Here is a 12,569-nt window from a genome sequence, read left to right on the forward strand (position 1 = left end):
AGAGGAACCACTGATGGCCGGAGCTCCGCGTCGCGGTGGCGCCGCCGGTGGCGAGCGGCGTGACGGTCGTCGTGACGACCGCCGCGGTGGCAGCGCTGACAAGGGCGTCTCGTACATCGAGCGCGTCGTGAAGATCAACCGGGTGGCCAAGGTCGTGAAGGGTGGTCGTCGCTTCAGCTTCACCGCCCTGGTTATCGTCGGTGACGGTAACGGCATGGTCGGTGTCGGCTACGGCAAGGCCAAGGAAGTCCCCGCGGCCATCGCCAAGGGCGTCGAAGAGGCGAAGAAGCACTTCTTCCGGGTGCCCCGCATCCAGGGCACCATCCCGCACATCGTGCAGGGTGAAGAGGCCGCCGGCGTCGTCTTCCTGCGTCCGGCCTCGCCGGGTACCGGCGTCATCGCCGGTGGTCCGGTGCGCGCCGTGCTGGAGTGCGCCGGCATCCACGACGTCCTGTCCAAGTCGCTCGGCTCGGACAACCCGATCAACATCGTGCACGCCACGGTGGCCGCTCTGAAGGGCCTCAGCCGCCCCGAGGAGATCGCGGCCCGCCGCGGCCTGCCGATCGAGGACGTCGCTCCCAAGGCGATGCTCAAGGCTCGCGCCGAGGGCATCGCGGAGGCCGCGGCGGCGAAGGCGGTGAGCTAGTCGATGGCACGCCTGAAGATCACTCAGGTCCGCTCGAAGATCGGCGGCAAGCAGAACCAGCGTGACTCGCTGCGCTCGCTGGGTCTGAAGCGCATCGGCGACGTCGTCGTCAAGGAGGACCGCCCGGAGATCCGCGGCATGGTCTCCGTGGTGACGCACCTGGTCACCGTGGAAGAGGTCGACTGACATGGCAGAGAACACTCCGCTCCGCATCCACCACCTGCGGCCGGCTCCGGGCGCCAACAAGTCGAAGGTCCGCAAGGGCCGCGGCGAGGCGTCCAAGGGCAAGACCGCCGGTCGCGGCACCAAGGGCACGCGGTCCCGGAACACGGTCCCCCTCGGCTTCGAGGGTGGCCAGGTTCCGCTCCAGCGCCGTCTGCCCAAGTACAAGGGCTTCTCCAACGCCCTGTTCAAGACGACCTACCAGGTCGTCAACCTGGACCGGCTCGGCGAGCTGTTCCCCGAGGGTGGCGACGTCACCGTCGAGGCCATGGTCGCCCGGGGTGCGGTCCGCAAGAACCAGCTCGTGAAGGTTCTGGGAACCGGCGAGATCTCCGTGGCGTTGAACGTGCAGGCGCACGCCTTCTCCGCCAGCGCCAAGGAGAAGATCGCCGCCGCCGGGGGCTCCGCCTCCGAGCTGTAGGCATCAATCACGTGGCGCGGGGGCCCTTCTGGGCCTCCGCGCCCGCGGTGCGTTAGAGTTCGCTGGACAATGAGTGTCAACTCATTTCCACGGACTCGTTGACTTGAGATACCAAGATGGATCACCCCCGCACCATCGCTGACCGACCTCGCCTTTCAGGCGCGCAGGAGGGACCGTGCTGACCGCGTTTACCCGAGCGTTCCGTACGCCGGACCTGCGTAAGAAGTTGCTCTTCACACTGGGCATCATCGCGCTGTTCCGTCTCGGCTCGGTTCTTCCGACTCCGGGTGTTCACACCGAAAACATCGCCCTGTGCCTCAAGGAGGCGCAGGCCGGCGATGCGGGCAATATCTACGGGATGGTGCAGCTGTTCAGCGGCGGCGCGCTGCTGAAGCTGTCCGTTTTCGCGCTCGGCATCATGCCGTACATCACCGCGAGCATCATCCTCCAGCTCCTGGTCGTGGTCATCCCCCGCCTCGAAGCCCTCAAGAAGGAGGGGCAGGCGGGCCAGACCAAGATCACTCAATATACGCGTTACCTGACGATCGGCCTGTCGATCCTGCAGTCGACCGCCTTCATCGCGCTCGCGCGCAGCGGCCAGCTGTTCCCCGGCTGCCGCCAGGAGGTCCTGCTCGACAAGGACAACATCTTCGCCATCGTGACGATGGTCCTGGTGATGACCGCGGGCACCGCCGTGATCATGTGGCTGGGCGAGCTCGTGACCGACCGCGGCGTCGGCAACGGCATGTCCATCCTGATCTTCACCCAGGTCATCGCGGTCTTCCCGTCCGAGCTGCTGAACATCGGCCGCCAGAAGGGCGCGTTCGTCTTCGCCGTGGTCATGGCCGTCGGCATCGCGATGATCGCCCTGGTCGTCATGGTCGAGCAGGCCCAGCGCCGGGTCCCGGTGCAGTACGCCAAGCGCATGGTCGGCCGCCGGATGTACGGCGGGACCTCCACCTACATCCCGCTGAAGGTGAACCAGGCCGGCATCATCCCGGTCATCTTCGCCTCCTCGCTGCTCTACCTGCCGCAGCTGGTCACGACCCTGTTCAGCGGCACGGAGGAGCCGAACGCGGTCGTGCAGTGGATCCAGCAGAACCTGGTCACCGGCGACACCCCGGCCTACATGATCACGTTCTTCCTCCTGATCGTCTTCTTCACCTACTTCTACGTGTCCATCACCTTCAACCCCGTTGAAGTCGCCGACAACATGAAGAAGTACGGTGGTTTCATCCCGGGCATCCGCCCGGGACGCCCGACGGCCGAGTACCTGAACTACGTGCTCTCGCGACTCACGGCTCCGGGATCGCTCTATCTGGGCTTGATCTCCATGGTGCCGATCGTCGCGCTGGCGCTGGTCGGAGCGAGCCAGAACTTCCCGTTCGGAGGCACGAGCATTCTGATCATGGTGGGTGTCGGTCTTGACACCGTGAAGCAGATCGAGAGCCAGCTGCAGCAGCGCAACTACGAAGGCTTCCTGAAGTAGTGCGCCTCGTCCTGGTGGGGCCCCCCGGAGCGGGTAAGGGGACTCAGGCCCAGTTCATCGCATCGAACCTGTCAATCCCGAAGATCTCGACAGGGGATATCTTCCGTGCCAACGTCTCGGGCGGTACGGAGCTCGGCAAGCTTGCCAAGGAGTACATGGACCGCGGCGACCTCGTGCCCGACGAGGTGACCATCGCCATGGTCCGCGACCGCCTCTCCGAGGACGACGCGCGGGACGGCTTCCTGCTCGACGGCTTCCCCAGGAACGTGCCCCAGGCCGAGATCCTGAAGAAGATGCTCGCGGAGTTCGGGGTCGCGCTGGACGTCGTCCTGGAGCTCGTGGTCGACGAGGAGGAGGTGGTCCGCCGTCTCGCGGGCCGCCGGACCTGCGGCCAGTGCGGCCGCATCTGGCACGTCGACTTCGACGACAAGAAGGACGACATCTGCGACGCCTGCGGCGGCAGCCTCTACCAGAGGGATGACGACAAGGAGGAGACCGTCCGGCGCCGGCTGGAGGTCTACCAGGAGCAGACCGCTCCGCTGGTCTCGTTCTACGCCGACGAGAAGATCCTCGTCGGGGTGGACGCGGCCGGCCCGGTGGAAGAGGTCACCCGCCGCGCGATGGAGGCCCTGGCGCCCTACGTCGACTAGCGATTCTCATCCGGCACGCCACCCGCGGGAAGCGCCCCGCAGGTGGCGTGCTGTCGTTAGGAGAGGCTTCTAGGGCACAATCGGGGGAATTGAGCTCCCGAATCGCCCGTTTAATCACCCCAGGGGGTGCATACGTGTTCAAGAAGAACCGGCACGGGATTCAGATCAAGACGCCGGAGCAACTGGAGAAGATGCGTGCCGCGGGCCTGGTGGTCGGGCGGACGCTGCAGCTGCTCAAGGAGAGCGTCCAGCCGGGCATGACGCCGCTGGATCTCGACGCGATCGCGGAGAAGGCGATCCGGGACGAGGGTGCGATCCCCTCCTTCAAGGGCTACCAGGGCTTTCCGGCGACGATCTGCGCGTCGGTCAACGACGAGGTCGTCCACGGCATCCCCGGTGACCGCCGGAAGCTGCGCGAGGGCGACATCATCTCGATCGACTGCGGAGCCATCCTGGACGGCTGGCACGGCGACTCGGCCGTCACGGTCCCGGTTGGCGAGGTGGACCCCGCGCTGACCGAGCTGATGCGGGTCACCGAGGAGTCCATGTGGCAGGGGATCGCCGCGCTGAAGCCGGGCGGCCACCTGTCCGACGTGGGGCACGCGGTGGAGAAGTACGTCCGCTCCCAGGGGCGCTACGGCATCCCGCAGGAGTACGGCGGGCACGGGATCGGCACCGAGATGCACATGGACCCCTGGGTCGCCAACCACGGCAAGCCCGGCAAGGGGCCCAGGCTGGAGGTGGGCATGTGCTTCGCGGTGGAGCCGATGGTCAACCTGGGCACCGCGCGGACCAAGGTGCTGGCCGACGACTGGACCGTCGTCACCATCGACGGCAAGCCCTCCGCGCACTTCGAGCACAGCGTCGCGGTGACACATAATGGACCTTGGGTGCTGACCGCGCTCGACGGCGGCGAAGAGCGGTTCGCCGGCGTACTGGGAGAGAGTGCGGGCTAGCGGCGACGCGGCCCGCCGTGGCGAGCGGATGTGAGCGATGATGGCGGCTGGTCCGCAGATGCGGGCGTCGGACGACGACAGGGACAGGGTCGCCTCGGTGCTCCGTGAGCACTACGCGCAGGGTCGCCTCACCGTCGAGGAGTTCGACGAGCGACTCGAGCAGCTCTACGCGAGCAGGACGTACGGCGAGCTCGCGACCCTCACCTCCGACCTGCCCGACGTCGACCTGCGCGCCATGCAGGAGGTCGCCCCGCGCCCGCCGGCGAAGGAGGAGACGGAGAAGGGGCGCCTGCTCGCCATGTGGACCCCCTGGGCCCTGGCGGTCAGCATCAACTGGGGCATCTGGTTCGCCATCGGGCTGGGGGACGACTTCGACTTCCCCTATCCCTGGCCGCTGTGGGTGATGGGGCCCTGGGGCGCGATCCTGCTGGTCGCGACCGTCCTGATGAAGTTCGGCGACGGCCGGAAGCCGTAATAGTGCACGCTCGGCGATGAGTGTGCATTCCTCCGCAGAAGGGCGGGCCGAAGCTTCCTAACGTGAGCGGTGTCCGAACGACGGACCCCTTCACAGGAGGAAGACATGAGCAAGGCCCGCACCCTTCTCGCCACCACCGCCCTCACCACCGCCCTCGCCGCCGGTCTGGCCGCGGCTCCGGCCCAGGCCTCGACCGCCGGCGCGGCCACCGCTGCCGCGTCCCAGGAGGCGCAGGGGTCGAAGCACTTCTTCGGCCCCTACTACTCGAAGTTCGGCGGCGGCGAGGGCTTCGGCAAGCGCTCCTACTTCAAGGGCTACTGGATCAAGCAGGACGGCCGCTACTGGTTCCACGGGGACCTGTTCGACCGCGACCGCGACCGCGAGTACAGCTACGTCTGGTTCAGGTGGCACGACAAGTTCGGCACCCACACCAAGTACTACAAGACGTTCGGCGGCAGGCACTTCACCAAGTTCGGCGGCTTCAAGAAGAGCAACGGCTTCGACGACTTCAAGATCCGCGTCTGCGAGGGCGACAACCGCTTCGACGACTGCGGCGGCTGGGGTGACGCCTTCTAGGAGCGGCCGGGAAGGCCGATCGACACGGGCCCGCCGGTGACACGGTCACCGGCGGGCTTTCCGCTCGTCCGGGAGGTATGCTGTCTGGTGGTTGTGTCAAGCACCGGCCGTCGGTTTCGCATTTCCTCGCCCGGTGCCGTACACTCCTTCTTCGGTTCACTATGACCATTGCGCGTCAGCGGTGTCGCTACCGCCGCCTCTCCTGGAAGCGCATGGTCGCGGCTGCTTAGTGTTCCGAAGCCTCAGACGACCGATCAGTGAAACGCGAGGGACATGGCCAAGAAAGACGGCGCCATCGAGATCGAGGGCACTGTGGTTGAGTCGCTCCCGAACGCAATGTTCCGGGTCCAGCTCGACAACGGCCATAAGGTCCTGGCCCACATCAGCGGGCGGATGCGCATGCACTACATCCGAATCCTTCCCGACGACCGGGTTGTCGTCGAACTGAGCCCCTACGACCTCAGTCGTGGGCGGATCGTCTACCGATACAAGTAAGCGTCTGAGGGACGAATAAGGACTATGAAGGTCAAGCCGAGCGTCAAGAAGATCTGCGACAAGTGCAAGGTGATCCGCCGGCACGGTCGTGTCATGGTGATCTGCGACAACCTGCGCCACAAGCAGCGCCAGGGCTAGTCGCGGCAGAAGGTCTCACGGAGTCCGCTCGCAAGAGGCGGACTCGATCCATGTGGGGCCCATCGGGCGAAGGCGGTCGCGCCGGTCCGGCGAGGTGAGCGGAGACGCTCCCCGCGGCGGAGAGGCGAGGCGGGTCCCGCCCGGAAGAACGGTAATCGCGTTTCACACCTGCGCAGGCGGCCGACGAGGCCGTACCCCGCAGGAGACCCCCGGTCGGAGGCCGGGGCCCTCACCCCGGGCATGGGGAGGGGAAGTGAAGCGTAGGACCTCCGCCACAAAGAAGGAGAATGCCCGACCATGGCTCGCCTGGTTGGCGTCGACCTCCCCCGCGACAAGCGGCTGGAGATCGCTCTCACCTACATTTTCGGAATCGGCCGCACTCGCGCGCTCGAGACCCTGAAGGCCACCGGCGTCAGCGGCGACCTCCGGGTGCACCAGCTCACGGACGAAGAGCTCGTGCCGCTGCGTGACTACATCGAGGCGAATTTCAAGATCGAGGGTGACCTCCGTCGCGAGATTCAGGCCGACATCCGCCGCAAGATCGAGATTCAGTCCTACCAGGGCATCCGGCACCGTCGCGGTCTTCCCGTGCACGGCCAGCGCACGCAGACCAACGCGCGCACCCGCAAGGGCAAGAAGAAGACCGTCGCCGGCAAGAAGAAGCCCGGTAAGAAGTAGTCCGCGCAGCCGCAGGACCGAAGACCTCAGGAGTGAAGGCAAACAATGCCTCCTAAGAGCCGCCAGGGTGCACCGAAGAAGGTGCGCCGCAAGGAAAAGAAGAACGTCGCTCACGGGCACGCCCACATCAAGAGCACGTTCAACAACACGATCGTTTCGATCACCGACCCGAGCGGGAACGTGATCTCCTGGGCCAGCGCCGGCCACGTCGGGTTCAAGGGCTCTCGCAAGTCCACCCCGTTCGCCGCGCAGATGGCCGCCGAGAACGCCGCTCGCCGCGCCATGGAGCACGGCATGCGTAAGGTCGACGTCTTCGTCAAGGGCCCGGGTTCCGGCCGCGAGACCGCCATCCGCTCGCTGCAGGCGACCGGCCTGGAGGTTGGCTCCATCCAGGACGTCACCCCCGTGCCGCACAACGGCTGCCGCCCGCCCAAGCGCCGTCGCGTCTGAGCCCCAGGAGAAGATAGAAAATGGCTCGTTACACGGGTGCGGACTGCAAGCTCTGCCGTCGGGAGAAGGTCAAGCTCTTCCTCAAGGGCAAGAAGTGCGAGTCCGCGAAGTGCCCCATCGAGATCCGTCCTTACCCGCCGGGTGAGCACGGCCGCGGCCGTCCCAAGGAGTCTGAGTACCAGCTCCAGCTTCGTGAGAAGCAGAAGACCCGCCGCATCTACGGCGTCCTCGAGAAGCAGTTCCGCAACTACTACGAGGAAGCCAACCGCAAGGGCGGCAAGACCGGCGAGAACCTCCTCCAGATCCTGGAGAGCCGTCTCGACAACGTGGTCTACCGCGCCGGTTTCGCCGAGTCCCGCGACGCCGCCCGCCAGCAGGTCCGCCACGGACACATCCTGGTGAACGGCAAGAAGGTCGACATCCCGTCGTACCGCGTCCGCGAGCACGACATCGTCGAGGTCCGCGAGCGCTCGCGCAACCTGCTGCCCTACGAGGTGGCGCGCGCCACCGCCGGTGACAAGACGTTCCCGGCGTGGCTGGGCGTCGCCCCGGAGGCCATGCGCATCCTGATCCACCAGCTCCCGGTCCGTCAGCAGATCGACACCCAGGTCCAGGAGCAGCTGATCGTCGAGCTCTACTCCAAGTAGCGGCTCTTCACGGGTGCCGTGCGGCTTGCCGTACGGCACCTATGCTGTTGTTATCGAGCGGCGTCAAATAGCGGGCGCCGCACGTCAAGGGGAGAACCCACATGCTGATCGCTCAGCGCCCGACCCTCCTCGAGGAGACCATCGAGGAGACCCGCTCCAGGTTCGTCATCGAGCCGCTGGAGCCGGGCTTCGGCTACACCATCGGCAACTCGCTGCGGCGCACGCTGCTGTCGTCCATCCCGGGCGCGGCCGTGACCAGCATCCGCATCGAGGGCGTGCTGCACGAGTTCTCGACCGTCCCGGGGGTCAAGGAGGATGTCACCGACATCATCCTGAACCTCAAGGAGCTGGTCGTCTCCTCCGAGCACGACGAGCCCGTGGTCATGTACCTGCGCAAGCAGGGCCCCGGCGACGTCACCGCCGCCGACATCGCGCCCCCGGCCGGTGTCGAGGTGCACAACCCCGAGCTGCGCATCGCCACGCTGAACGGCAAGGCGAAGCTGGAGATGGAGCTGACCGTCGAGCGCGGTCGCGGCTACGTCTCCGCGGCGCAGAACAAGCAGCCGGGCCAGGAGATCGGGCGCATCCCGATCGACTCGATCTACTCGCCGGTGCTCAAGGTCACCTACAAGGTCGAGGCGACCCGTGTCGAGCAGCGCACCGACTTCGACCGTCTGATCTTGGACGTCGAGACCAAGGCCGCGATGAAGCCCCGCGACGCGGTGGCCTCCGCCGGCAAGACCCTGGTCGAGCTGTTCGGCCTCGCCCGCGAGCTGAACGTCGAGGCCGAGGGCATCGACATCGGCCCGTCGCCGACGGACGCGGCCCTGGCCGCGGACCTGGCGCTGCCGATCGAGGAGCTGAACCTCACGGTCCGTTCCTACAACTGCCTCAAGCGCGAGGGCATCCACACCGTGGGCGAGCTCGTCGCGCGCAGCGAGCAGGACCTGCTGGACATCCGCAACTTCGGTGCGAAGTCCATCGAGGAGGTCAAGCAGAAGCTGCACGAGATGTCGCTCGCGCTGAAGGACTCCCCGCCCGGGTTCGACCCGACCGCGGTGGCCGGCGGCGGTTACGACGACGACGACAGCGCGTACGTCGAGACCGAGCAGTACTGATTCCGCGGGGGCTCCGCCCCCGTGACCCCCGGAGGGCGTGGCCCCTCCGGGACTGATCGCCACACGGGAGCCGCGAGCGGTTCCCGTGGCCCGACCCCGGTACCTGACACGGCCGGGGCGGGTTCACTCTCAAGGAGAACGAAATGCCCAGGCCCACCAAGGGTGCCCGTCTCGGCGGCAGCCCGGCCCACGAGAAGCTGATCCTGGCGAACCTCGCCACCCAGCTGTTCCAGCACGGCCGGATCAAGACCACCGAGGCGAAGGCGAAGCGCCTGCGCCCGCTGGCGGAGAAGCTGATCACCAAGGCGAAGAAGGGCGACATGCACAACCGTCGCCAGGTGCTGACGGTCGTCCGCGACAAGGGTGTCGTCCACCACCTCTTCACCGAGATCGCCCCGACCTTCGCCGAGCGTCCCGGTGGCTACACCCGGATCACCAAGGTCGGCCTCCGCAAGGGCGACGCCGCCCCCATGGCGGTCATCGAGCTGGTGTCCGAGCCGCTGAACACGGTCCGCGTCGCCAAGGCTCCGGCCGCCGCCGAGGCCCCCGCCGCGGAGAAGGCCGAGGAGACCACCGAGGCCCCCGCCACGCAGGAGGCCGAGGAGACCGCCGAGGCTCCGGCCGCGGAGAAGAACGACGAGGCGACCGAGGCTCCGGCCGAGGAGACCGAGGACAAGAAGGACAACGCCTGATCTCTCAGGCTGGGTGAACGGGTCCGGCATCCCCGCATCGGGGATACCGGGCCCGTTCCCGTTCTCCGGGAGGAACAACGTGGTACGGCTGCGCCTGGATCTCGCCTACGACGGCACGGAGTTCTCCGGCTGGGCCCGGCAGCCCGGCAGGCGGACGGTCCAGGGGGAGATCGAGGAGGCGCTCGCCAGGGTCCTGCGGCTCGGTGAGCCTCCCGCGCTGACCGTGGCGGGCCGGACGGACGCCGGGGTGCACGCGCGAGGGCAGGTGGCGCACCTGGACGTGGAGGAGGAGGCGCTCGCGGCGGTGGAGGGGAACGCCAGGTCGCGCGGGCGCGGGCAGACCGAGGGAGCAGCGGGGGGCGCCGCAGGGGAGGCCGGGGAGGAGGGGCCGCGGGAGCGGCTCGGGGAGCGGCTCTCGGCCCTGCGCAGGAGGCTGGCCGGGGTGCTTCCCCAGGATGTCAGGATCCATCGCGTCACGGCGGCTCCCGAGGGGTTCGACGCGCGTTTCTCCGCGCTGTCCCGCCGGTACGCCTACCGGGTGTGCGACGCGCCCGGGGGCGTGGACCCGCTCCGCCGCCGGGAGGTCGTCTGGTACGCCCGCCCGCTCGACCTGGACCGGCTCAACGCCGCCGCGGCGCGGCTGCTCGGCGAGCACGACTTCGCGGCGTTCTGCAAGAAGCGCGAGGGCGCCACGACGATCCGGGAACTGCAGCGGCTGGACTGGGTCCGGGAGGGCGGCCAGGACGGCCTCCTGGTCGCGACGGTGGTCGCCGACGCGTTCTGCCACTCCATGGTGCGGGCGCTCGTGGGATCGCTGCTGGCGGTCGGGGAGGGGCGGCTCGGGGTGGAGTGGCCCGGGCAGGTGCTGGCGAGAGCCGTACGGGATTCCGGGGTGCACGTCGCGCCGGCGCACGGGCTCTGCCTGGAGGAGGTGCGCTATCCCGGGGCGGAGGAACTGGCTCTGCGGGCCGCGCTGACCCGCCGGGTGCGTGTGCTAGGGGCGGAGACGGTCCCGCCGCGTGCCGAGTACTGACCTGTTGGACACGCGTGCCGGGGGCGGGGACGGCCTCGCCGTGTGGCGGGGGCCGACCCGCCGGGTGCGGGTGCCGGGGGCGGGGCTGATCTCGCCGTGTGGCGGGGGCCGACCCGCCGGGCACGTGGGCCGAGGACCGGGGCGGCCCCGCCGCAGGCGCGTGCCCGGCGGCGGGGTCTTTTCCGCGGCGCGCGGGGCCGACGCCGTCAGAGCGGGTCAGACGGCGCGCGGGGCGGACGCCGTCAGCGGGTCAGGCGGCGCTCGACGACCTTGGAGGTCTGGTCGCGGAAGGCCCCGCTGAGCTTGCCGAGGCTCTTCTCCTTCGCTGTGGGGGTGTGGCCGTCGGCGAAGGTGGCGTAGCTGAACACGATGTAGCGGCCCCACACCAGCCCCGCCGCGTAGCCGCCCGCGATGTGCATGCGCTCGGCCCCGCTGCCGGAGGCGCCGCGCAGGCCGCGGAACCACAGGTTCTTCTCGAGGTTCTTGGCCTGGTCGACCTTGACGGCCGACTCGCGGGTGGGCAGGACGGCGACGCCCGTGGTGACGGCGTACTTCTTCTTCCGGTCGACGTAGGTGGCCCGCAGCACGCGGCGGCAGTCGCCGTCCTCGAGCGCCGTGGCGAACGCGCCCGCCGCCGCCTTGTCGCAGTCCTGGGTCAGATGGGTCTTGACCCGGGTGAAGGTGGTCCCGGAGAGGGTCACCTTCCTGGCGAAGGCGTCGGCGAGGGTCATCTTGCCCGGGTCGGTCAGCTCGGAGTTGAGCAGCGTGGTGTCGATCAGCTCTTCGGTCGGGATGTTCTCGGGACTCTCCGCGCTCGGATCCCCGGTCTCCGGCACGGCGCTCGGCCGGACGGGCTGCGGATCGGCCGCGTTGAACGACCGGTAGGCGAAGAAGGCGCCGGTGCCGATGCCGCCGACCACGACCGCGACCGCGGCGGCCACCAGGACGATCCGGCCCCGGCCAGGGGTCACGGGAGCGGCGGCGGGAGGGGCCGGGGGCCCGGACGTGATCGCCGAGGGCGGCTCGAACGGGCCGCGCTCCACGGCCGGGCCCACGAGCGCGGGGAGCTCTCCGCCGGGAGGAACCGGCGGTGGGAACGGCGGGGGGACGACCGGGAAACCGCCCGGAGGGGTCGGCTGGTCGGCCGGGGACGGGACCGGACCCGGAGCCGGGAGTGTCGCGGGCAGGTTCACCGGAGGCTCGGCCGCGGGGGGCTGAACCGCGGGGGGCGCGGAGCGTTCGGCCGTGGACGGCTGAGGGACGGATGAGGGTGGCACGGCGTGGCCGGCCGTGAGCTCCTGGGGTGCGGTCGGTGCGGTCGGTGCGGTCGGTACGGCGTGCTCGGCTGCGGGCGGTCCGGGATGTCCGGGATGACCGGTCGGCCCCGGGCCGGAGGGGGCCGGAGCGAGACCGCCGGGAGCGGGGGCGGAGCCGCCGGGGGCGGACGGAGAGCCGCCGGGAGCGGGCGGGGGGAGGTCCGGCCGGTCGGCCTCGGCGGGACCGGGCTCCTGCGGGTCCGCAACCGGGGGAAGGGGCTCCTGCGGATCGGGCGCGGCGGGAGCGGGGACGCGGGTGTCGACGGTGTTCTCCGGGTTGTCGGCGGCGGGGGAGCCGAGGTGGGACGGCCGGCCGGTGGGACGGCCGGCCTCGCCGGGACGGGCGCCCTCGTCGGAGTCGGGCCAGGACAGCTCCTCGACGGGCTCTCCCGTGGCCGCGGGCCACGGAGGGGGCACGGGGGCGTCCGCGGAAGGTGAGGGCCACACCTGTATACCGGCGGCGGCGGCGGTGAAGGCCGGCGGCGGCTGCCATGCCGGGGCGGCGGGCCCGCCGGGGGGAGGGGCGAGGACGTCTTCCTCCCCGGTCGGGGCGAGCCAGTCGTAGGA

17 protein-coding genes are annotated in these 12,569 nt (G+C 69.2%); 16 read left to right on the forward strand and 1 reads right to left on the reverse strand.

Going from position 1 to position 12,569, the window contains the following annotated elements:
* The first annotated feature begins 13 nt into the window (after positions 1 to 13).
* The 16 genes from rpsE to truA all read left to right on the forward strand — a co-directional run bounded on the left by rpsE (position 14) and on the right by truA (position 10,686).
* Positions 14 to 646: a 30S ribosomal protein S5 gene (gene rpsE, locus IEZ07_RS06600; protein ID WP_068896548.1), complete on the forward strand. Its 633-nt coding sequence runs from the start codon at positions 14 to 16 to the stop codon at positions 644 to 646.
* 3 nt (positions 647 to 649) lie between these two features.
* Positions 650 to 832, forward strand: coding sequence for a 50S ribosomal protein L30 (gene rpmD, locus IEZ07_RS06605; RefSeq protein WP_068896549.1), 183 nt, complete (start codon positions 650 to 652; stop codon positions 830 to 832).
* 1 nt (position 833) lies between these two features.
* Positions 834 to 1,289: a 50S ribosomal protein L15 gene (rplO, locus tag IEZ07_RS06610; RefSeq protein ID WP_068896550.1), complete on the forward strand. Its 456-nt coding sequence runs from the start codon at positions 834 to 836 to the stop codon at positions 1,287 to 1,289.
* 175 nt (positions 1,290 to 1,464) lie between these two features.
* On the forward strand, positions 1,465 to 2,778 hold the full coding sequence (secY, locus tag IEZ07_RS06615) for a preprotein translocase subunit SecY (protein ID WP_191893946.1): 1,314 nt from the start codon (positions 1,465 to 1,467) through the stop codon (positions 2,776 to 2,778).
* Positions 2,778 to 3,428 carry an adenylate kinase gene (locus IEZ07_RS06620; protein ID WP_191893947.1) on the forward strand — a complete coding sequence of 217 codons (651 nt, stop codon included), beginning with the start codon at positions 2,778 to 2,780 and terminating at the stop codon, positions 3,426 to 3,428. Before secY ends, IEZ07_RS06620 begins: the two co-directional genes overlap by 1 nt.
* A gap of 134 nt (positions 3,429 to 3,562) precedes the next feature.
* Entirely contained in the window at positions 3,563 to 4,384 is an 822-nt protein-coding gene (gene map, locus IEZ07_RS06625) for a type I methionyl aminopeptidase (RefSeq protein WP_068896553.1), read from the forward strand.
* A gap of 37 nt (positions 4,385 to 4,421) precedes the next feature.
* On the forward strand, positions 4,422 to 4,859 hold the full coding sequence (locus IEZ07_RS06630; protein WP_204054287.1) for a DUF1707 SHOCT-like domain-containing protein: 438 nt from the start codon (positions 4,422 to 4,424) through the stop codon (positions 4,857 to 4,859).
* A gap of 105 nt (positions 4,860 to 4,964) precedes the next feature.
* Positions 4,965 to 5,435 carry a hypothetical protein gene (locus IEZ07_RS06635; RefSeq protein WP_191893948.1) on the forward strand — a complete coding sequence of 157 codons (471 nt, stop codon included), beginning with the start codon at positions 4,965 to 4,967 and terminating at the stop codon, positions 5,433 to 5,435.
* 273 nt (positions 5,436 to 5,708) lie between these two features.
* The gene (gene infA, locus IEZ07_RS06640) at positions 5,709 to 5,930 is read left to right on the forward strand and encodes a translation initiation factor IF-1 (protein WP_012887858.1); all 222 of its coding nucleotides are present in this window, start codon (positions 5,709 to 5,711) and stop codon (positions 5,928 to 5,930) included.
* 24 nt (positions 5,931 to 5,954) lie between these two features.
* Complete coding sequence (gene rpmJ, locus IEZ07_RS06645) at positions 5,955 to 6,068, forward strand: 50S ribosomal protein L36 (RefSeq protein ID WP_003956441.1); 114 nt, start codon at positions 5,955 to 5,957, stop codon at positions 6,066 to 6,068.
* Positions 6,069 to 6,365: 297 nt separating this feature from the next.
* The gene (gene rpsM, locus IEZ07_RS06650) at positions 6,366 to 6,746 is read left to right on the forward strand and encodes a 30S ribosomal protein S13 (RefSeq protein ID WP_068896556.1); all 381 of its coding nucleotides are present in this window, start codon (positions 6,366 to 6,368) and stop codon (positions 6,744 to 6,746) included.
* A gap of 45 nt (positions 6,747 to 6,791) precedes the next feature.
* Positions 6,792 to 7,196 (forward strand): 30S ribosomal protein S11, encoded by a 405-nt coding sequence (gene rpsK, locus IEZ07_RS06655; protein ID WP_012887860.1) that lies wholly within the window; start codon positions 6,792 to 6,794, stop codon positions 7,194 to 7,196.
* 20 nt (positions 7,197 to 7,216) lie between these two features.
* Positions 7,217 to 7,843, forward strand: coding sequence for a 30S ribosomal protein S4 (gene rpsD / locus IEZ07_RS06660; protein WP_068896557.1), 627 nt, complete (start codon positions 7,217 to 7,219; stop codon positions 7,841 to 7,843).
* Between the two features lie 101 nt (positions 7,844 to 7,944).
* Positions 7,945 to 8,961 (forward strand): DNA-directed RNA polymerase subunit alpha, encoded by a 1,017-nt coding sequence (locus IEZ07_RS06665; RefSeq protein WP_068896558.1) that lies wholly within the window; start codon positions 7,945 to 7,947, stop codon positions 8,959 to 8,961.
* Positions 8,962 to 9,104: 143 nt separating this feature from the next.
* Positions 9,105 to 9,653, forward strand: a complete 549-nt coding sequence (rplQ, locus tag IEZ07_RS06670; RefSeq protein ID WP_191893949.1) for a 50S ribosomal protein L17 — start codon at positions 9,105 to 9,107, stop codon at positions 9,651 to 9,653.
* 79 nt (positions 9,654 to 9,732) lie between these two features.
* On the forward strand, positions 9,733 to 10,686 hold the full coding sequence (gene truA, locus IEZ07_RS06675) for a tRNA pseudouridine(38-40) synthase TruA (RefSeq protein ID WP_191893950.1): 954 nt from the start codon (positions 9,733 to 9,735) through the stop codon (positions 10,684 to 10,686).
* Positions 10,687 to 10,928: 242 nt separating this feature from the next.
* Here the strand turns inward: truA and IEZ07_RS06680 are convergent, their stop codons facing one another.
* On the reverse strand, positions 10,929 to 12,419 hold the full coding sequence (locus IEZ07_RS06680) for a hypothetical protein (protein ID WP_191893951.1): 1,491 nt from the start codon (positions 12,417 to 12,419) through the stop codon (positions 10,929 to 10,931).
* Positions 12,420 to 12,569: the final 150 nt, after the last annotated feature.

Source organism: Planomonospora parontospora, from assembly GCA_014647935.1.
GTDB lineage: Bacteria > Actinomycetota > Actinomycetes > Streptosporangiales > Streptosporangiaceae > Planomonospora > Planomonospora parontospora.

What these genes read in the sequence shown, in the direction of transcription:
- rpsE (WP_068896548.1), top strand. Translation starts at nt 14, where the DNA reads ATGGCCGGAGCTCCGCGTCGCGGTGGCGCCGCCGGTGGCGAGCGGCGT.
- rpmD (WP_068896549.1), top strand. Translation starts at nt 650, where the DNA reads ATGGCACGCCTGAAGATCACTCAGGTCCGCTCGAAGATCGGCGGCAAG.
- rplO (WP_068896550.1), top strand. Translation starts at nt 834, where the DNA reads ATGGCAGAGAACACTCCGCTCCGCATCCACCACCTGCGGCCGGCTCCG.
- IEZ07_RS06630 (WP_204054287.1), top strand. Translation starts at nt 4,422, where the DNA reads ATGATGGCGGCTGGTCCGCAGATGCGGGCGTCGGACGACGACAGGGAC.
- IEZ07_RS06635 (WP_191893948.1), top strand. Translation starts at nt 4,965, where the DNA reads ATGAGCAAGGCCCGCACCCTTCTCGCCACCACCGCCCTCACCACCGCC.
- infA (WP_012887858.1), top strand. Translation starts at nt 5,709, where the DNA reads ATGGCCAAGAAAGACGGCGCCATCGAGATCGAGGGCACTGTGGTTGAG.
- rpmJ (WP_003956441.1), top strand. Translation starts at nt 5,955, where the DNA reads ATGAAGGTCAAGCCGAGCGTCAAGAAGATCTGCGACAAGTGCAAGGTG.
- rpsM (WP_068896556.1), top strand. Translation starts at nt 6,366, where the DNA reads ATGGCTCGCCTGGTTGGCGTCGACCTCCCCCGCGACAAGCGGCTGGAG.
- rpsK (WP_012887860.1), top strand. Translation starts at nt 6,792, where the DNA reads ATGCCTCCTAAGAGCCGCCAGGGTGCACCGAAGAAGGTGCGCCGCAAG.
- rpsD (WP_068896557.1), top strand. Translation starts at nt 7,217, where the DNA reads ATGGCTCGTTACACGGGTGCGGACTGCAAGCTCTGCCGTCGGGAGAAG.
- IEZ07_RS06665 (WP_068896558.1), top strand. Translation starts at nt 7,945, where the DNA reads ATGCTGATCGCTCAGCGCCCGACCCTCCTCGAGGAGACCATCGAGGAG.
- rplQ (WP_191893949.1), top strand. Translation starts at nt 9,105, where the DNA reads ATGCCCAGGCCCACCAAGGGTGCCCGTCTCGGCGGCAGCCCGGCCCAC.